This is a genomic window from Halorubrum cibi (genome assembly GCF_900182635.1).
In the GTDB taxonomy this organism is placed as follows: Archaea; Halobacteriota; Halobacteria; order Halobacteriales; family Haloferacaceae; genus Halorubrum; species Halorubrum cibi.
Genome location: NZ_FXTD01000003.1, coordinates 256,387 through 274,223 on the forward strand (window position 1 = coordinate 256,387; position 17,837 = coordinate 274,223).

The following is a 17,837-nucleotide window of genomic DNA, read 5'->3' on the forward strand; positions in this document are numbered from 1 at the left end:
CTCGTGCCGGGCGGTGACGCGAGACGACGGGAGGTATCCGGGTGACGCCGACTACAGTCCCGGGCCTCGATCCGCGGAGCTCGGTCGAAGGACGACTTCACCGTCGCTGTCCGCGGTTATCTCGAACCCCTCGTACGTGAACGAGACCGACACCGCCTCGTCGCTCAGACGAAACAGCGAGTCCAGCGCGTCGGGATCGATGGAGTCGTACAGCGGCGAGAGCCCGAGCGATTCGCGGTTCGCCGCGTCCGCCACGGTCTCGATGATACCGGTGCTCGGTTCCATCGAAGTCCAGTTGTAGGTGGCCCGGTACTGGCCGACGATCTCGGCACCGGGCTCGTAAGCAACTCGATCTGAGTCGGTCATGTCGTTACTTCCCGTCAGGGAATCACCGTAGTAACCTTTGTGAATTCGCTCGGACTCAATGTCGGTACGGCGAATATTACTGAAAAGGCCGTAAAACCGGTAGAAGACCTCAATATCGGGCTTTTCGGATCTACTTAACTCTCCGAATAGTTGTCACGGTATCACGTGTTCGCGGCCGGTTCGAACGACGTCGGCGACGTCAACGCGGATCACACGCAGTTATCGAGCGAATCCGACCTCGCCGTGCGCAGCGGATCGACGTAGACGGTGGAATCGGAGCGGACGAGGACGCGCATGCCGGCGTACGAGAACGTCACCGTCACGTCGTGCGATCGGTCGTTCGTCACCATCGAAGCCAATCCGTCGGTATCGATCGCGTCGAAAAGCGGTGGTAACGCGTCCACCGGCTCGTCTAACGCGTCCGAGACGGTTTCACTCACGGTTACGCAGATGTCCTTGTCAACTCTCCCCATACACGTCGAATGTGGGCCGAACCAGTTAATAATAAAGTCCATATCCGAACCTCAGCCGAGCTTACTCGCTCCGCGTCGGCCGTATGTCGCCCCTTACGGCCGAATACTGCCCTTAACGCTCGTACTGGGTCAGCTCGATCGGGATCTCCTCTTCGCGGTTTTGGATCTGCCAGTACTGACCGACGACCGAGCCCGCGACCGCGACGAGGACGCAAGCGACCAGTACCGAGGTCGGGACGACGTCGAAGACGGGAACGTTCAGTGCCGACGAGATCAGGACGGTCGTTGCCGCGATCGCGAGGAGGAGGTAGTGGAACCTCCAGGGGTACGTCTGCCGATCGCTCGTCGTGAGATACGCGTCGATGTCGTCGGCTCGTTCGGTGAGTCGGACGGTCCCGCTTTCCTTGTCGTACTCGATGGTATCCATCTCCGCCATCTTCGGGAGGTGGGTTTGATACAGGGAGACGTAGACGCGCTTTCGCTGTTGGCTGGTCAACTCGTCGACCGGAACGTCGTTTTCCACCGACGCGATCCGTGCGGCGAGCTGCTGTATCCCGATCGACTCGCCGCTCCTCCGGAGGTAATACAACACCATTCGACGTCGGTGGTTGCTCAGGAGTTCGAAGACGCTGTCGGGCGTCAGCGATCCGGTCTCGGAACGCATCGTTAAGAGGACCAGTCCCGCGTGTCGGTTCCATCTACTTGCATACACCGTCATTCCGTAAGCGGAGGATAGTTATGAACCGGATTATCCGGGCGTAGGACGGACCTACCGGACGTCTCTCAGACGTCTCTCGGACGTGTTTCGGCGGGATCCCGTTTCCGAGTATCGAATCGACCGTTATTTCACAAATCGAATCGCCGAGACGCCAACGAGCGTTCCGACCAGAAGGGCGACACCCACCTGTACCGTCGCGCTCGATACTACCACTCCGATGAGAACGGGCACGGCGAGTAGGAGGACGATGCCGAGCGACAGCATCGAGTGATACCGCGTCCATTCGGATTCGTCGGAGTCGCGATCCTCGCACACGTATCGCTGGAAGAGTGACGTGTGCTCCCCGGTCTCGATCCGTCCGCGCGGTTTGTTGTACGAGATCGCACCGTAGTCGTCCATCTTCGGCAGGTGACACTGGTACAACCCGACGTACACGCGTTTGCGTTCCTGTGAGGTGATCTGTTTGACGTCCTTTTCCGTCTCACGCGCGGCGATCTCCTCGGCGATCTCGGACAACGTCACCTCGCCGTCGACCTCGATCAGGTACCGTAACACGCGCCGCCGCCGCTCGTTTTTCAGTATCTCGAACAACTGGTCGAACCCGATCGACGCCTCCTCGATATCCGTCCGGTCGGCACCCGCGGCGGTGTCCGCGTCGACGAGCCCCGTCCGGGTCGTCTCCGGACGAATCTCGTTCGGGTCGTGGGCGTCGCCGTCCGGTTTGGCGATCACGGTCCATCACCCTTCCGAACGGCCATCGAACCGTCTCTCCCGTTCGTTTTTTCACTCATATGCTATGTACGCCTCGCTTTTCGGATTTCACGTTCTTGCCCGCGAGATGCTTCGATACCAATTAACATCACCCGGATTATATGAATAGGTGATATCTTCATCCGGTTGGTTTGTTTTGAATAATCGAGTGAAAAGACACACTGTCCGCCGTCACGTCAACGGACACGTACCCTCGGTCGGGCCTCAAAGCCTGTCCGTACCGTCAAGGAGATGCGGCGCGGGGAGCCGAGTCGTCGCGACGGACGACGACTCAGTCCGTCACCGAGCCGTACGTCCTCCGGATCCGACGGACGCCGTCTCGAGCGGGCCGTCCGCCGAACGAGAGCGCGAGGTAGAGCCACGTCCGTCGTCGGCGGGGGTCGTACCGGAGCGAACGAAGCAGGTGCCGGCGTGCCTCGGCGTATCGATCGGTCTCGAGACCGACCGCGCCCAGCTTCAGCGACAGCGACGCGACGAGCGCCCGCTCGCAGGACGGCCCGTACTCCGCGGCCAGCTCCCGGTGCGTCTCGAGAAACCGAGGATACGCGACGTCGCGTGCCGCCTCGTAGTCGTCGGTGAGCTGGTCGTACTCCCCGAACCCGCGCCGGACCAGCGCCTCGGGAACCGGTCTGAACGTCCCGTGACGAGAGAGGCGAACGTACCACTCGCGGTCCTCCCAGAGTGGGAGGCCCTCGTCGAATTCCCCCGCCTCGTCGATCACCGCTCGTCTGACCATGACGGTCGACGTCGGGGCACACGCGGCCCCCCGGAGGAGGTCCTCCGTGATCCACCCGGATAGCGACGGAGTCCGCCCGCCGACCCGCTCGCCGTCACGCACGGCGAACTGACCGGTGTACACGGTTCCGACCTCGGGCGTGAACGTCTCGATCTGTCGCTCGACCTTCTCGGGAAGCCACCTGTCGTCGTCGTCGAGGAACGCCACGTACTCCCCGGTGGCCGCGCGGATCCCGAGGTTCCGGGCGGCGCCCGGTCCCTCGCCGTCGTCGCGGCGGTAGGTGACCGGCAAGTCGCCGGAACGGCGGGACACTAGCGGCTCGACGGGTTCCTCGGACCCGTCGACGACGACGAGTTCGAGGTTCGGGTACGTCTGTTCGCGGAGGCTGACGAGCGCACCCGCGAGCTTCGTCGGCCGGTCGCGGGTTATCAGCACCGCACTGACCAACGGTCGGTCTGGCGTCCCCATGGCTCGGACGTGCCCCCGGGAGGCGTATTGTTAGGACGTTCGTTACGTCGGCTCACGCCCTCCGACTCGGGCCGTGGCTGCGCACGCGACCGCGACGCCATAAGGGGCGGCACCGCCGCGCTGGGTCGGTAACGCGTTCATAACAATGCCCGCGACGCGGGTTTCCGGCGACATACCCGACTCACCGTATCATGTCACCTCTCTCCGCACTCAGACGCGTGTTGACCCGCCTCACTCCGGGCGGTGACCTCACCGAGCAGACGGTGAAAAGCGGTATCTGGGCCACGATCACGAACGTCCTCGATCGGGCCCTACAGCTGCTGATGGTCGCGATCCTCGCTCGAATGCTCTCCCCGGCCGACTTCGGGCTCCTCGGTATCGCGCTGCTGACGCTGACGGCGTTCAAGCGGTTCTCGAACGTCGGGTTCGATCAGGCGCTCATCCAGAAGGCGTCGGGGAACGTCGACAGCTACCTCAACACCTACTGGAGCATCGAGATCCTTCGCGGGATCGTACTCGCCGGGATCCTCCTGTTCATCGCGCCCCTCGTCGCGGCTTTCTTCAGCGAACCGCGGGCCACCCCGATCCTCCGTGTCATCGCGCTCACGCCGTTGCTCCTCGGGCTACGCAACCCCGGTATCGTGTACTTCAGGAAGAACCTCGAGTTCCACAAGCAGTTCGTCTACACGATGAGCGGGTCGGTGACGAACTTCGTCGTCGCGCTCGCGTTCGCGCTCACGACCGGGAGCGTCTGGGCGCTCGTGTTCGGATACGTCGCCTCCGATGCCGCCCGTCTGCTGGCTTCCTACGCCATCCACGGCTACCGCCCGTGGCCGGAACTCGATCTCGAGGTCGTCCGTGATCTCTTCGGGTTCGGCAAGTGGATCACCGGTTCGGAGATCGTCTACTTCCTCATCAATCAGGGTGACGACGCGGTCATCGGGTGGGTGTTGTCGGCCACGTCGCTCGGACTGTATCAGGTCGCGTACCAGTTCGCCAAGGCCCCGGCCACGGAGATCTCCCAGATCATCTCGAGCGTCGCCTTCCCGGCGTACTCCCAGCTTCAGGACGACATCCCCGCCCTCCGGTCGGCGTTCTACCGGACGCTTCAGGTGACGATGGTGATCGCCTTTCCCGCCGCGGTCGGCATCGCGACCGTCGCCCCGACCTTCGTGGAGGCCGTCCTCGGGACCGAGTGGACGCCGATGGTGCCGGTGATGCAACTGGTCGCGGTGTACGGCCTCCTCATCGCGCTGGGGTCGGCGTACTCCCCGGTGTGGAAGGCCCTCGACCGCCCCGACTACATGGTGAAGTTGGGGGCGCTCAGACTCGTGTTGACGGCGATCATCGTCATACCCGTCACCCGGGAGTTCGGGATCGCGGGCACGGCGGCGGCGGTCCTCGGCGTCTACATCTTCCCGGTGATGCCGATCGACGTGTACCTCGTGATCGAGTCGGTCGAGACGAGCCTCGGGCGCCTGCTCCGGGAGATGTCCTATCCGGCCGCCGCGAGCCTCCTCATGGGCGGCGTCGTTCTGTGGCTCCAGGCGACGCTGACACTGGAGTGGGCGATCCTCGAACTGATCGTCCTCGTCACGGCCGGCGCCGCGGTGTACGCGGTCGCGGTCGCGGTGCTCGAGACGCAACTCCGCTGGGGACTGCGGAAGACGTTCCGGAACTTCGCCGGGGCGATCTGACAGACGGCGGGTGCGTAGGCGATCGATAACAATATCCACCGATCTCCAGGGAGGATCCATGCAGACGCAGCGCTCTCGATTCCGCCACGACGTGATCGACTCGGCACCACCGACGACCAAACTGGGCATCTGTCTGACGACCGATCTCACCGGAAACGGCCTCCCTGACGTCGTCGTCGGAGGGACCGGCCCGGAGACGAAACTGTTCGTGGGCGGGGGTCGGACGCGGCTCCCGAGCGTGGAAGGGATCAAGCAGGCGACCGGACTCGCCGGCCCGACGCTGTTCTGGTATGAGAACCCCGGCTGGGAGCGACACGCCATCTCCGACGTCCCCCAACTCGGCGTCGGGTGCGCGCTCGGCGACGTCGACGGCGACGGCCGCGTCGACGTCCTCGCCGGACAGGGGATCCACTACAACGCGGTCTACTGGTTCGAACAGCCGCCAGACCCCCGCTCGAGTTGGACGCGCCGCCTGGTCACGGACCGCTTCGAGAAGTACCACGACCTCGCCTTCGGGGACGTCGACGACGACGGCGACCCCGAGGTGGTCGGACTCTCTCAACGCTCCGGTGTGGTGTTCTACTACGACGTCCCGGCGGACCCGACCGTCGAACCGTGGCCCGAAGAGAACTGTCACGTCGTGGACGGAGATAGCGACGCCGAGGGCGTGTGGATCGGCGACGTCGACGGGGACGGACGGACGGAACTCGTCGTCGGAACGGACGTGTACAGTCGGACCGAGGGCACTCACGAGTGGGAGGCCGAGCCGGTAGTCACCGGTTGGGACGACGTCCGCGTCGCGGTCGGCGACCTCGACGACGACGGAGAGTACGAGATCGTGTTGGCGGAAGGGGACTCGCCCACCTACGGCACCCATCCCGGACGCGTCGCGTGGTTCGATCGAAGGGACGACGGCTGGGAGGGGACGATTCTCGCGGACGACCTGTTCTGTCCGCACAGCCTCCAGGTAGCCGATTTCGACGGGAATGGACGACTCGACGTCTACGTGGCGGAGATGGGTCTCGGCGAGAACGACCTCCCACGGCACTACCTGTTCAGAAACGGGGGCGGGGGTCGGTTCGAGGAGGTCGTCGTCGCGGAGGGGATCGAGACCCACGAGGCGAAGGCGGTGGACGTCACAGGGACGGGAACCCTCGACGTCGTCGGCAAGTCCTACACCCCAGATCACCACGTCGACGTCTGGTACAACGAGTCCGAGGCCGGAGGACGCGACGCGGAACGATGAGCGGGACGGAGAAACGACGAACGAGGTGCGGGAAACCATGAGCGGGACGGAGAAACGATGAACAGGAGGGCGAAACGGTCGGAGGGTAACGGATGACCCGGCGAGGCCCCGATGATGACCCGATACGTCGCCGGGACGTCCTCCGCGGCGTCGCGGCGCTGGGGACCGCCGCGGGCGTCGCCGGCTGCGGATCGGACGCGAGCGGAGCGGCCGAATCGCCGCCGACCGCGGACGGAGCCGCGGCTCCGCCGCGGGACCTGACGGTCTCGATGCCGAGGGTGTACGCGGGCTTTCTCGACGGCGAGGAGGTCGCGGCGATCCGCCGGCAGGTGGCGGCCGAGAACGACCCCTGGTCGACGGGGTACTCGGTCCAGCTACGGGACGCGGAGCGGGCGATGCGGACGACGCCGGTGAGCGTCGTCGACGACGGATCGCCAGACGGCGTCGACGAGCACCGGTTCGCCACCGGCGAGGACCGCCCCGATTACCACGCCGCTATCGACATGGGCACCTGGGTTCGCGACCTCGGGATCGGGTACGTCTTCACCGGTCGCGAGCGGTACGCCAGACGGGCGATCGAGCTGCTCGATCACTGGTTTCTCGACCCCGAGACGCGGATGTACCCCTCCGGTCGGAACTTCGGCGAGACCTACTTCTCGATCGAGCTTCACATCACCGTCCCGACGCTCCTGTACGGGGCGGCGCTCGTCCGGCGCTCCTATCACTGGTCGACCGTCGGGGCGGACCGGGGAGAGCTCCGCGCGTGGGTCCGGGCGTACCTGGCCGACCTCGAGGACGGCCGGGGACGACAGCAGTACGTCGGGGTCGTTCGGAACAACATCTACGCCTGGTGGATCCTCGCCCGGGCGGCCGCCGCGGCGTACCTCGGCGACCGCGACGCGTTGGCGCGGGCGTTCGACGACTGGCGCGAGAACGCCTTCGATCAGCTCGAGTCGAACGGGCTGTTGAAACACGAACGGCAGCGAGTTGACGGGTTACATTACTCCGTGTACGGGCTGAAGTCGCTGGCACTCACTGCGGAGATCGCCCGGCACTACGGGGTCGACCTCTACGGCTACCGCCTTCCCGGCGACGACACCAGCGCGCTCCTGCGGGCCTTCGAAGGCCTCCGTCCCTACATCCTCGATCCGGAAACCTGGGAGTGGGGAACCGGCGAGGACGGCTACACCGACGAGGACGAACAGGCCATCGGCTCGGTGTACGAGCTCGCGTACTCGCAGTGGAACCGCCCCGAGTTTCGCGCCGTCGTCGAGTCGATCGGTCGGCCGCTGTACGACCGTCGGATCCTCGGATGGACGACGCTGACCCACGCCAACCGCTTCGAGCTCGATATCGACTGATATCGACGGCTTACCCCGTTACGGCGAGCATAACAAACCGGATCCTCCTCCAACCGGAGGCAATGGTCCGGATCGAGTCACGTCGACGGGGGAGATCCCGATGAGCGAGGGCGGCGACCGCGCGTTCGTCCTGGGTCTCGACGGCGTCCCGTGGCCGCTCATCGAACCCTGGATCGAGGGAGGAGACCTCCCGGCCTTCGCCGAGTTGGTCGAGAAGGGAGCCTCCGGACCGCTCCGGAGCACGACGCCCGCGAACACGCCGGTCGCGTGGCCCTCCATCGCGACCGGAACGTGGCCCGACCGGCACGGACTGTACGAGTTCATGAAGCTGGACGCCGACTACAGCCAGCGACCGTACAACCGGGAGGACCTCCGACAGCCGCCGCTCTGGGACCTGCTTTCGCCCGCCGTCGTCGCGAACGTTCCGATGACGTATCCGGCCGGCGGAGTCGGCGAGGACGGAACGATGGTCGCCGGGATGATGACTCCCGCTCCCGACGCGGACGGGTTCACCCAGCCGCCCGAGCTCGGCGACGAGATCGTCGACCGGATCCCGGGGTATCGGGTCGGCCTCAAGTGGCACCGATACGGCGACGACCGACGCGACGAGTTCCTCGAGGACTTCGCGGCGCTGTTCGAGGGGCGCCGCGAGCTGTTGCGGTCGCTCATGGAACGGGAGGACTGGCGGCTGTTCTTCTTCACGTTCACGGCGCCCGACAGGCTCCAGCACCTGATCTGGGACGAGGACGTGATCTCGGACCACTACCGCGACCTCGACGCGGTCCTCTCGGAGGTGATGGCGTACTGCGACCGGCTGGGCGCGACCCTCTACGTCGTCTCCGATCACGGGTTCGGCCCTATCTCGCGGATCGTCAACGTCAACCGGGCGCTGGCGGACGCGGGGCTGTTGACGCCGAAGGAGTCGAGCGGGGTCCGGGCCGCGCTCTCGCGGACCGGGGTGACGAAGGCGCGCGTGTTGGGTGCCCTAGAGCGGGTCGGCATCGACGACGAGACGCTCGTCGAGCGCCTCCCGGCGTCGGTCGTCGACGGCGTCGCCCGAACGGTGCCCGGCGACCACGCACTCTACGATGTCGACTTCGCGCGAACCAAGGCGTTCCTCCACGGGCTGGGGAGCGTCTACGTCAACGACACCGCTCGCTTCGACGACGGAGCCGTCGACCCGGCCGATCGCGACCGGATCAAAGCCGAGGTGATGGAGGCGCTCTCGACGCTCACGGACCCCGCCACCGGCGACGCGGTCCTCTCGGTTCACGATGGCGACGACCTCAACCCGGAGGACGAGTTCGCTCCGGACGTGGTCGTCGAGGGCGTCGAGGGGTACCACGTCAAACCCGGTCTCGGGGACGACGCGGTCGTCGACGCCGAGGGCATCGCCGCCTACCACCGACCGGAGGGCGTGTTCTTCGCCCGCGGTCCCTCGATCGCGGCCGGGACCGCCATCGAGGGCGCCACGGTCGTCGACGTGGCGCCCACGCTCCTCCATGGGCTGGGCGAGCCGGTTCCGGCGGCCGCTCAGGGGCAGGTTCTGACGGAGGTGTTCGAGTCTGGATCGTCGCCCGCGACGCGGGACGTATCCCGTCAGGACCACGGTTCGTCGACCGAGGCGACCCGTGGACTCGAGAGCGACGAAGCGGTCGAAGAGCGTCTCCGCGGGCTCGGCTACCTATGAACCGCGGATCGGGAGATCGACCGGTCACCGACGGAAGCAGGCCGGGGAGCGATGGAGAGGACAGGACCGACCGAGAGGACTCGATGGGCTCCTACGGGCGACGCCCGTATCTCGGGTTCGTCGGTGCCGCTATGGCGTCCGTCGCCGGCTGTACGGGCAGGGAGTCCGACGAACCGACCGATCTCCGGACCGACACGTCCGAGGGAAGCGTAGAGGACGACGAGCCACCCGCCGAATCGACCGACCCCGCGGAACCCGACGAGGAACGGTTGGACGCCTACCGCGGGATCCAGTTTGACCGGGTGCTGGACGCGGTCGACGACCTCGGATTGGACCCGTCGGGAGAAGTCCTCGCCGGCGAGGTACTCGAATCGGCGCTGTCGAGCGCCGGGACGCTGGTGCTGTTCCCGGAGGGACGGTACCGCTTCGACGCGTCCGTGTCCCTCGACGCCGAGCGGATCGGGCTTCTCGGCCGGGGCTCGGTCGAGTTCGTCCCCGACCCCGGGTTCGGCAGCCTGCTGTTCGACGGGCAGGGAGAGGACCTCGACGACCTGCTCTTCGAGGGTATCGACCTCGACATCCGCGAGCCGGACACGACCGCCGGGCTCCGGATCAACTGTCGGAACCGGTTTCACGTCGAGGACGTCGAGTTCCTCGGTCGCGGGAGAAAGGACTCGCCGGGCGGGACGACGAGCGCGTTCCTCCTCGCGATCCGAAACGAAGACGGGCGGGGTGTCCTGCGGAACGCGGTTGCGAAGAAGGGTTCCCGCATCGACGGCTACGAGGGCGGCAACGGCCGGATCGGGGTGTGGGTCGGGTGGTCGAACAAGGGAACCGTCCGCATCGAGGGGTGCGATTTCCGCGAGTTCGGAAACAACGGCATATACGGGTCCCGAACCCCCGGAAACGTCGAGATCGTCGACTGTTACTTCCTCAACAACAACGTGGCGGGGCCGCGCATCGGCGGGGCGGGGAGCTACGTCGAGAACTGTACGGTCGAGATCGACCTCAGGGAGTACACCGGGGGGGCAGTCGACGTGTCGACGGAGTTCAACACACGGGCGATCATCGTCGAGCAGGGCGTCCAGCGCGAGGGCGCGGAGGTGCTCCCGGCGGGTGCGGAGATACGCGGCTGTACGCTCCACGCCCGCCACTCGCCGCTGTCGCAGTCGGTCATCGAACAGTCGCCGCAGGCGCGGAGCCTCGTCGTCCGCGACACGGAGATCCGGTGTGACATCGACGGGACGCCGGCGGTTCGTCGCGGCGCGGTGGGTTCGATTCCCTACCGACCGGACCGGCGGATCCCGCCGATCCCGCACTGGACGCACCTGCGGAACGTCACCATCGACGGAAGCGCGACCGGGGGCGTCGCGGTCGATCTCCGGTCGGCACCCGGCTCGACGGTGGCGAACTGCGAGATCGTCTGTCGAGGGTCGGATCGGGGCGGGGTTCTGCTGGACGACTCGCCGCGGAGCGAGGTGAAAGGGAGCTCGATCAGGACGGACGGACACCCGATCGTCGTCGCCGTCGACTCGACGACCCCGCCCGACCGTCACCTCCTGTGTCTCGACGTCGAAACGGCCTTGGAACGGTTCGGCGACGGCAACACGGCGGTCGAACTCACTTCGGACCCACCGTTGTTCCAGGCCCTCGATCGAAACTCCGGAACCGATAGCGTCTGTCTCGGACTCGGTCCCTCCGTGTCGGCGCTTCCGTTCGTCGGGTCCGGATCGGAGCCGATCCGGATCGGTATCGACTCGCTGGAGGCCGGCGTTCCTCTCGGGCGGCTCGTGGACGATCGGTGACTCTCCTCCCGGCGCAGTCGAGTCGGCGGAGCGCGGTGGAGGAACCGGACGGCGAGCGGTGAGCGCGGTGGAGCGGTGAGCGTGGTGGACGTCTCCGCGCGCGACGCCCTTCCCGCGCGGCCGGTGATTCGCGATCGCTCGGCGGCCGACTTCCGTCCCACCCGATCGGCCGTCGATCGCCCCGGTAGGACGCTTCTACCCGGTAATGTGGGTAGGTAGGTAGCTTCTACTCGACGCGACCCGATTGATCGTGTATATCTCGCATGAAATGAACGGTTCGGTCACCGTTCGGGAAGCATCTGGTAACCAATCGGAATCACTCGTCTCTAGTCGGTCAGTTAGTGGCGAAAAGGCCTATTTCGGTAATCTGGCCATACCCGGTAATGTCCAAAGAACGGGCACCTGACGAGGAAGCGGTAGGAGACGATTACGAGAGCCATACCGAGGTAGACGGTGACTACCCTGAGGGTTCTCGACTGCTCGACCGCCGTGGCTATCTGAAGATGGCGGGTGCGGCCGCGGCCGCGGTCGCCACGGCCTCGACGGCGGGGGCCGCCGCCACCGGGGGGACGACGCGTCACGGTATCGAGTTCGATCGGGTGCTGGACGCGGTCGACGATCTCGGGTTGGACCCGACCGGAGCCGAGGCGGTCAACGACCGCCTCGACGACGCACTCTCCGAGGGGACGCTGGTGCGGTTCCCCGAGGGGGAGTACCAGTTCGACGGCGGGATCGTCGTCGACGCCGACCGCGTGGGCGTGCTCGGCGAGGGCGACGTGCGCTTCGTCCCTCCCACGGGCTACACGGGACTCCTGTTCAACTACGATCCGGTCCCGGACGACGTACTCATCGAGGGCGTCGACATCGACATGCGCGCCGACGCGACGACGACCGGAATCCGACTCAGATGTCGGAACCGGTTTCACATCGAGGACGTCGAGTTCCTCGGGCGCGGACTCACGGACAACTCCGGGCAGGTCAGCGCCTTCCTTCTGGGGATCACGAGCGAGAGCGGGCGAGGCGTTCTACGGGACGCGGTGGCGAAGAAGGGCTCTCGCGTAGACGGGTACGCCCGTGGTAACGGCCGGATCGGGGTGTGGGTCGGATGGTCGAACAAGGGAACCGTCCGCATCGAGGGGTGCGATTTCCGCGAGTTCGGCAACAACGGCACCTACACCTCCCGGACGCCCGGACAGGTCGAGATCGTCGACTGCTACTTCCTCAACAACAACGCCGCGAACGTGCGCATCGGCGGAGAGGGGAGCTACATCGAGAACTGTACGGTCGAGATCGACTTCGAGAAATACACCGGGCCGTCGCTGGGGGACATCTCGACGGGATTCGGAATGCGCGGGATCCACATCGATCAGGGCGTCCAGCTCGAGGGAGCCGAGTCGATCCCGGCGGGCGCGGAGGTCCGAAACTGCGAACTCGTGGGGACGGACGCCCCGAACGGGATCGCCATGGTGAACCTCTCGCCGCAGGGGCGGAGCCTGTACATGGAGGACACCCGCATCCGGTGTGACATCGACGGCATGCGGGCCGTCCGCCGGGGTCGACCCGGCACGATCTCCTGGCGGGAGTGGCAGCAGACGGCACCGAAACCCCACTGGATCCGGATGGAGAACGTCAGCATCACCGGATCGGCCTCCGGCCGGGAGGCGGTCCGGTTCGTCGAGGCGGACGAGTCGGTCGTCCGGAACTGCTGTATCCACCAGACGGGATCGAACCGCGACGGGGTCGCGTTCGTTGACGCGAGCGGCGGCGTCGTCGAGGATTCGACCATCGACGTGACCGGCAGGGAGATCGACCTCGAGAACTCGACGGCGTCGACGTCGGCGATCACCCGAGACGGGGCGTGTCCGTTCCCGAACCCCGAACCGGCGTCGTCGGGATCGACGGACGACTCGACTTCGGAACCGACGGACGACTCCACGTCGACCGGAACGACCGACGGCCGGAAACTCGTCGTCGACGGGAGTCACACGACCGATCGGCTCACGTACACCTTCAGCGTCGACGGGAGCGTCGAGGCCGGCGCGCGCGCCAACGGGAGCGACACGATCGACGGTACGACCGTCTCCGGGCACGTCGAGGGCGGCATCGACTCCTTCCGAGTCACCGGAGAGTTCACCGACTTCCAGGTCGACGGCGACGCGTCGGTCCGACTCGACGGCGAGACCGTCGACCCGTCGGAGCTGGTCACCTCGGAGACGACGGACGGCTCCGATTCGACGGACGGCTCCGACTCCACCACGGACGGCTCCGACTCCACCACTGACGACTCCGATTCGACGAATTACGAGAAGCTCGTCATCGACGGTGGCGGCACGTACGACCGGGTGAACTACGCGTTCGAAGTGGACGGGAGCATCGAGGCCGGCGAGCGCGCCAACGGGAGCGACACGATCGACGGCACGGCCGTCTCCGGGCACGTCGAGGGTGGCATCGACTCCTTCCGAGTCACCGGAGAGTTCACCGACTTCGAGATGGACGGCGACGTACCGGTCCGACTCGACGGCGAGACCGTCGACCCGTCGGAGCTGGTCACCTCGGAGACGACGGACGGCTCCGATTCGACGGACGATTCGATTTCGGAACCGGCAGACGACTCAGACTCCACGACGAGTTACGAGAAGCTCGTCATCGACGGTGGCGGCACGTACGACCGGGTGGACTACACCTTCAGCGTCGACGGGAGCGTCGAGGCCGGCGCGCGCGCCAACGGGAGCGACACGATCGACGGTACGACCGTCTCCGGGCACGTCGAGGGTGGCATCGACTCCTTCCGGGTCGCGGGGGAGTTCACCGACTTCGAGATGGACGGCGACGTGCCGGTCCGACTCGACGGCGAGACCGTCGACCCCGACGAACTCGTCGTGACCACGCGTACGGTGGAGATCGACGGCAGCCACACGACCGACCGCCTCGCGTACACGTTCGGGGTGGACGGGAGCGTCGAGGCCGGCGCTCACGTCGACGGTGCGGAGACGATCGACGGAACGACCGTCACCGACCGGGTCGAAGGCGACGTCGATTCCTACGAGATCGCGGGCGCGTTCACGAACTTCCAGGTCGACGACGACCTGGAAGTTCGGGTGGACGGAGAGCCCGTGGACCCCGCCGCGCTCGGGCCGGACCGCGACCTGCCTCACGAACTCGTCGTCGTCGGCGACGGTGCGGAGGCGAGCTACCTCGTCGAGACGACCGGATCGGTCGCGAAGCGCGACGGCGGGTGGGGAGCCGAAGCGACGGACGCCGCGGACGGCGCCGTCGCCAGCGGAACGGTCGCGGACGACCGCGACACGTTCGGTTTCTCCGGAGACATCGCACGGATGCGGATAGACGGTGACGCCTCGCTGACCTTCCGGAGGTAAACCGATGACGTCACCACAGAGCGATCAACCCGATCACCGATCGGTGGGAGCATGAACCGGAACTCGCTCGAGGGGGAGTGGGACGGTCAGCCCGACGATCCGGTCGGCGACGACCTCGGATACGAACTCGACGAGTGGGAGCGGATCCGGGCGACCGGGGGAGACTCGGAGAAGTTCCTCTACCTCCCCGGCGACGAGGAACTGCTTCGGAAGGAGGCGTTCGTCGTGGCGTCGCCGGGGGCCGTCTCGGACCTGGTCGACAACAGGTAGGGAGATCCCCGGACGAACTCCGTGGGAACTCGAGGTCGTGGACGTGTCACGGGCGAAACCGGTAAGCCGGTAACGCTCCAACGATCCGAGCATGGAGGAGCCTGCCGACTCGACGAGGAGGGCCGCGGAGTACCGACACGACGACGGGTCCGTGGAGATCGTGTTCGCCGTCGACGACGGTCGCGTCCTGACCGTCCGAGAGTACCCGGACGAGGAGACGTTCGACGAGGCGACGGGCTCCGCGGCGTACGTCGGTCAACACGAGGGCGTCGCCGACCTCCCGGACCTCGAGTCGTTTCGGGACGCCGACGAGTCCTGATCCGGCGGCGATCCCGGCCGCGTCGTCGCGGTCGATCGGCGGTACCGCCCTACTTTTCGGGAGATCCGCTCCGCGGTCCCGCGTCGGCACCCGTCTCCGTCGGCTCCGCCAGCTCGAGCAGCTGGCCGTAGGCCTTCGCGAGCGACGTGAGATAACTCAAGGCGAGAAACACGCACTTCCGGCGAAGGGAGAGGCTCTCCCAGTCGCGGATCGACCGTCGCGCGAAACTCGGTCGCGGCGGGAGGAACGCGGCGGGGTTGAGCGCGGAGCGGAGCGGCGACCCGTAGCGGTCGGGGTAGTACCGCCGAAGCTGGGTCTTTCCGCGACCGACGCGTCTGGCCTTCCGGAGGAGCGCGCCGATCTCCGTCCGTGTCGGGTGGTACATGACTACGTCAGGGGCGTACAGGAGGCGGCGGCCGCTCGCCGCGACGCGATTCCCGAACTCGAGGTCACCTCCGGATCGGAGCCGCGAGTCGAACGCGCCGAGTTCTTCGAGGAGCGTCCGACGAACCACCAGACAGCAGGTCGGTGCGAACGAGAGTTCGTCGAGGAATCGTTCGACGTGGAGGTCGTTGAGCCGGTTGTACCGGGCTACCGCGCCCTCGTCGCCGGGGGTGAACAGCCGCACGTCGCAGGCGAGGTACTCCGCGTCGGTCCGGGCCATTCGTCGCGCGACGTCGTCGATCCAGCCCGGATCGACGATCATGTCGGCGTCGACGAAGGCGATCACCGTCCCCGTTGCGGCGGAGATACCCTCGTTCCGGGCGGCATACGAGCCCTGAACCTCGTCCTCGACGAGCAACCGGAGACCGTCGAACGCCTCGAGGTACTCGCGGACGACTTCGCGCGTCCCGTCGGTCGATCCGTTGTCCACGACGATCACCTCGTACCGGTCCGCGGGGGACGACTGCCTGCGGAGGGATTCGAGCGTCGCCTCGATCCCGGTCGGATCGTTGTACACCGGGACCACGACCGAGACGAACGGGAGTTCCTTCCCCTCCGCGTCCGAGGTGTTCCCGAGTCCAGGCCCGTGGCGATCGGCGGTCGCCGGGTTGCGCTGAGAAGCCACGACGGAGGTATCCGCGAGGACGTACATTGTTATAGGAACCGTACCGGCGGTTCCGTCGCTGGATCGCGGGGAGTCGCCGGCATCCGACGGCGAAGAAGTCCACCGGCATCCGACGACGAAGGGGTCCACCGGCATCCGACGGCGAACCGTGGAACGGGTCGCCGGTTGCGCCACGATTCTGCGCGGGATCGCGGTAGGCGGTCTATACTCTTTGGTCGGGGACGGCGTTCTCCGTCCGAGATGGTTTACGACGTCGCGGTCATCGGCACGGGACCCAACCCCTCCGACCCCGGTCGGGACGGCTACGCGATGGGGTACCGTCACGGACACGCCTACGCGAACGACGAGGACTGTGATCTCGTCGCGTGTGCGGACATCGTTCCCGAGAACGGGCGGGCGTTCGCTCGGGCGTTCGGGTTGGGGGAGGACACCGCATACGAGGACTACGAGGAGATGCTCGCGGCGGTCGAACCGGACCTGGTGAGCGTCTGCGTCCCGCCGGGGATCCACGCCGACATCGTCGTGAACGGCGCTCAGAGCGGCCACGTCGAGGCGATCCACTGTGAGAAACCGATGGCGGACACCTGGGCGGACTGTCGGGAGATGGTCCGGGCGTGTGACCGGGCGGGGGTACAGCTGACGATCAACCACCAGCGACGCTTCGGCGCGCCGTTCCGGAAGGCCAAGCGACTGCTCGCGGACGGGGAGATCGGGGAGCTCCATCAACTGGAGTTCGCGGGAGAGACGCTGTTCGACGCCGGGATCCATCAGGTCGACCTCTGTCGGTACTTCACCGACGGGGCCGACGTCGAGTGGGTGCTAGCACAGGTCGACTACCGCGAGGAGAACGTCTGGTTCGGCACGCCGAACGCCACGCAGGCGATCGTCCAGTGGCGCTACGCCGACGGGACGGTCGGGCTCGCCACGACCGGAGAGTCGGCGCCTCGAGGGGCGTGTTATCTCCGGCTCGTCGGTGCGGACGGGGTCATCGAACTCGGCGTCGACGACGGGCCGACGCTTCGATATCGAACGGACGACGGGAAGTGGAAGCCGGTCGATACGGACGGGGAGAACCTCCACGGCCGCGAATCGCCGGGATACCTCGGCGCCGCGGTGGGGAAGCTCCGGACGCGACTCCCGTTGGTGTCGGCCGAGGACCGGACGACACCGATCTTCATCGAACGGGCCGTCGCCGACGCGGTCGAGGGATTGAAGACGGGCTCGGAGCCCGAACTCTCCGGCGAGGGCGCACTCCGGGCGACCGAGGTGATCTTCGCCGGCTGGGAATCGGCCCGACGCCGGGGGCGGGTCGACCTCCCCCTCGAGATCGACGACAACCCGCTCGTCGCCATGATCGAATCCGACCAGTTGGGCCTCCGATCGGACGACACGGCGTCCGACGACCGGAGCACCACCGCGTCCGACGCCGACGAAGCGCCGCCCGCCGGTCGATGACCTCGACGGAGGAACT

At 66.6% G+C, this 17,837-nt stretch carries 15 protein-coding genes; 9 read left to right on the top strand and 6 right to left on the bottom strand.

Going from position 1 to position 17,837, the window contains the following annotated elements; translation table 11 throughout:
* Positions 1 to 51: 51 nt before the first annotated feature.
* From FN829_RS05640 to FN829_RS05660, 5 genes are all read right to left on the bottom strand, one after another.
* Positions 52 to 366, bottom strand: coding sequence for a HalOD1 output domain-containing protein (locus FN829_RS05640; protein WP_142986020.1), 315 nt, complete (start codon positions 364 to 366; stop codon positions 52 to 54).
* A 209-nt stretch (positions 367 to 575) separates the two neighbouring features.
* Positions 576 to 839: a HalOD1 output domain-containing protein gene (locus tag FN829_RS05645; RefSeq protein WP_142986021.1), complete on the bottom strand. Its 264-nt coding sequence runs from the start codon at positions 837 to 839 to the stop codon at positions 576 to 578.
* 112 nt (positions 840 to 951) lie between these two features.
* Positions 952 to 1,503: a DUF7344 domain-containing protein gene (locus FN829_RS05650; protein WP_142986022.1), complete on the bottom strand. Its 552-nt coding sequence runs from the start codon at positions 1,501 to 1,503 to the stop codon at positions 952 to 954.
* A 177-nt stretch (positions 1,504 to 1,680) separates the two neighbouring features.
* Positions 1,681 to 2,289 (bottom strand): DUF7344 domain-containing protein, encoded by a 609-nt coding sequence (locus FN829_RS05655; protein WP_246066448.1) that lies wholly within the window; start codon positions 2,287 to 2,289, stop codon positions 1,681 to 1,683.
* Positions 2,290 to 2,599: 310 nt separating this feature from the next.
* The gene (locus tag FN829_RS05660; protein WP_142986023.1) at positions 2,600 to 3,532 is read right to left on the bottom strand and encodes a glycosyltransferase family 2 protein; all 933 of its coding nucleotides are present in this window, start codon (positions 3,530 to 3,532) and stop codon (positions 2,600 to 2,602) included.
* A 191-nt stretch (positions 3,533 to 3,723) separates the two neighbouring features.
* Here FN829_RS05660 and FN829_RS05665 point away from each other — a divergent pair, with 191 nt between their 5' ends.
* The 8 genes from FN829_RS05665 to FN829_RS05700 all read left to right on the top strand — a co-directional run bounded on the left by FN829_RS05665 (position 3,724) and on the right by FN829_RS05700 (position 15,297).
* The gene (locus tag FN829_RS05665; protein ID WP_142986024.1) at positions 3,724 to 5,229 is read left to right on the top strand and encodes a lipopolysaccharide biosynthesis protein; all 1,506 of its coding nucleotides are present in this window, start codon (positions 3,724 to 3,726) and stop codon (positions 5,227 to 5,229) included.
* Positions 5,230 to 5,287: 58 nt separating this feature from the next.
* Positions 5,288 to 6,475: an FG-GAP repeat domain-containing protein gene (locus FN829_RS05670; RefSeq protein WP_142986025.1), complete on the top strand. Its 1,188-nt coding sequence runs from the start codon at positions 5,288 to 5,290 to the stop codon at positions 6,473 to 6,475.
* A gap of 92 nt (positions 6,476 to 6,567) precedes the next feature.
* Positions 6,568 to 7,836, top strand: coding sequence for an alginate lyase family protein (locus tag FN829_RS05675; protein ID WP_142986026.1), 1,269 nt, complete (start codon positions 6,568 to 6,570; stop codon positions 7,834 to 7,836).
* Between the two features lie 100 nt (positions 7,837 to 7,936).
* On the top strand, positions 7,937 to 9,526 hold the full coding sequence (locus FN829_RS05680) for an alkaline phosphatase family protein (protein WP_142986027.1): 1,590 nt from the start codon (positions 7,937 to 7,939) through the stop codon (positions 9,524 to 9,526).
* Positions 9,523 to 11,331 (top strand): right-handed parallel beta-helix repeat-containing protein, encoded by a 1,809-nt coding sequence (locus tag FN829_RS05685; protein WP_142986028.1) that lies wholly within the window; start codon positions 9,523 to 9,525, stop codon positions 11,329 to 11,331. Before FN829_RS05680 ends, FN829_RS05685 begins: the two co-directional genes overlap by 4 nt.
* Before the next feature lie 383 nt (positions 11,332 to 11,714).
* Positions 11,715 to 14,708, top strand: coding sequence for a hypothetical protein (locus FN829_RS05690; RefSeq protein ID WP_246066449.1), 2,994 nt, complete (start codon positions 11,715 to 11,717; stop codon positions 14,706 to 14,708).
* 51 nt (positions 14,709 to 14,759) lie between these two features.
* Entirely contained in the window at positions 14,760 to 14,978 is a 219-nt protein-coding gene (locus FN829_RS05695; protein WP_142986029.1) for a hypothetical protein, read from the top strand.
* Between the two features lie 91 nt (positions 14,979 to 15,069).
* Positions 15,070 to 15,297: a hypothetical protein gene (locus FN829_RS05700; RefSeq protein WP_142986030.1), complete on the top strand. Its 228-nt coding sequence runs from the start codon at positions 15,070 to 15,072 to the stop codon at positions 15,295 to 15,297.
* 49 nt (positions 15,298 to 15,346) lie between these two features.
* Here the strand turns inward: FN829_RS05700 and FN829_RS05705 are convergent, their stop codons facing one another.
* Positions 15,347 to 16,366 carry a glycosyltransferase gene (locus FN829_RS05705; protein WP_246066450.1) on the bottom strand — a complete coding sequence of 340 codons (1,020 nt, stop codon included), beginning with the start codon at positions 16,364 to 16,366 and terminating at the stop codon, positions 15,347 to 15,349.
* A gap of 240 nt (positions 16,367 to 16,606) precedes the next feature.
* Between FN829_RS05705 and FN829_RS05710 the strand changes: the two genes are divergently transcribed.
* Positions 16,607 to 17,821 (top strand): Gfo/Idh/MocA family protein, encoded by a 1,215-nt coding sequence (locus FN829_RS05710; RefSeq protein WP_142986032.1) that lies wholly within the window; start codon positions 16,607 to 16,609, stop codon positions 17,819 to 17,821.
* The last annotated feature ends 16 nt before the right edge of the window (positions 17,822 to 17,837 follow it).

What these genes read in the sequence shown, in the direction of transcription:
- FN829_RS05690 (WP_246066449.1), top strand. Translation starts at nt 11,715, where the DNA reads ATGTCCAAAGAACGGGCACCTGACGAGGAAGCGGTAGGAGACGATTAC.
- FN829_RS05645 (WP_142986021.1), bottom strand. Translation starts at nt 839, where the DNA reads ATGGGGAGAGTTGACAAGGACATCTGCGTAACCGTGAGTGAAACCGTC.
- FN829_RS05700 (WP_142986030.1), top strand. Translation starts at nt 15,070, where the DNA reads ATGGAGGAGCCTGCCGACTCGACGAGGAGGGCCGCGGAGTACCGACAC.
- FN829_RS05685 (WP_142986028.1), top strand. Translation starts at nt 9,523, where the DNA reads ATGAACCGCGGATCGGGAGATCGACCGGTCACCGACGGAAGCAGGCCG.
- FN829_RS05665 (WP_142986024.1), top strand. Translation starts at nt 3,724, where the DNA reads ATGTCACCTCTCTCCGCACTCAGACGCGTGTTGACCCGCCTCACTCCG.
- FN829_RS05670 (WP_142986025.1), top strand. Translation starts at nt 5,288, where the DNA reads ATGCAGACGCAGCGCTCTCGATTCCGCCACGACGTGATCGACTCGGCA.
- FN829_RS05710 (WP_142986032.1), top strand. Translation starts at nt 16,607, where the DNA reads ATGGTTTACGACGTCGCGGTCATCGGCACGGGACCCAACCCCTCCGAC.
- FN829_RS05650 (WP_142986022.1), bottom strand. Translation starts at nt 1,503, where the DNA reads ATGCGTTCCGAGACCGGATCGCTGACGCCCGACAGCGTCTTCGAACTC.
- FN829_RS05680 (WP_142986027.1), top strand. Translation starts at nt 7,937, where the DNA reads ATGAGCGAGGGCGGCGACCGCGCGTTCGTCCTGGGTCTCGACGGCGTC.
- FN829_RS05640 (WP_142986020.1), bottom strand. Translation starts at nt 366, where the DNA reads ATGACCGACTCAGATCGAGTTGCTTACGAGCCCGGTGCCGAGATCGTC.
- FN829_RS05675 (WP_142986026.1), top strand. Translation starts at nt 6,568, where the DNA reads ATGACCCGGCGAGGCCCCGATGATGACCCGATACGTCGCCGGGACGTC.
- FN829_RS05660 (WP_142986023.1), bottom strand. Translation starts at nt 3,532, where the DNA reads ATGGGGACGCCAGACCGACCGTTGGTCAGTGCGGTGCTGATAACCCGC.
- FN829_RS05695 (WP_142986029.1), top strand. Translation starts at nt 14,760, where the DNA reads ATGAACCGGAACTCGCTCGAGGGGGAGTGGGACGGTCAGCCCGACGAT.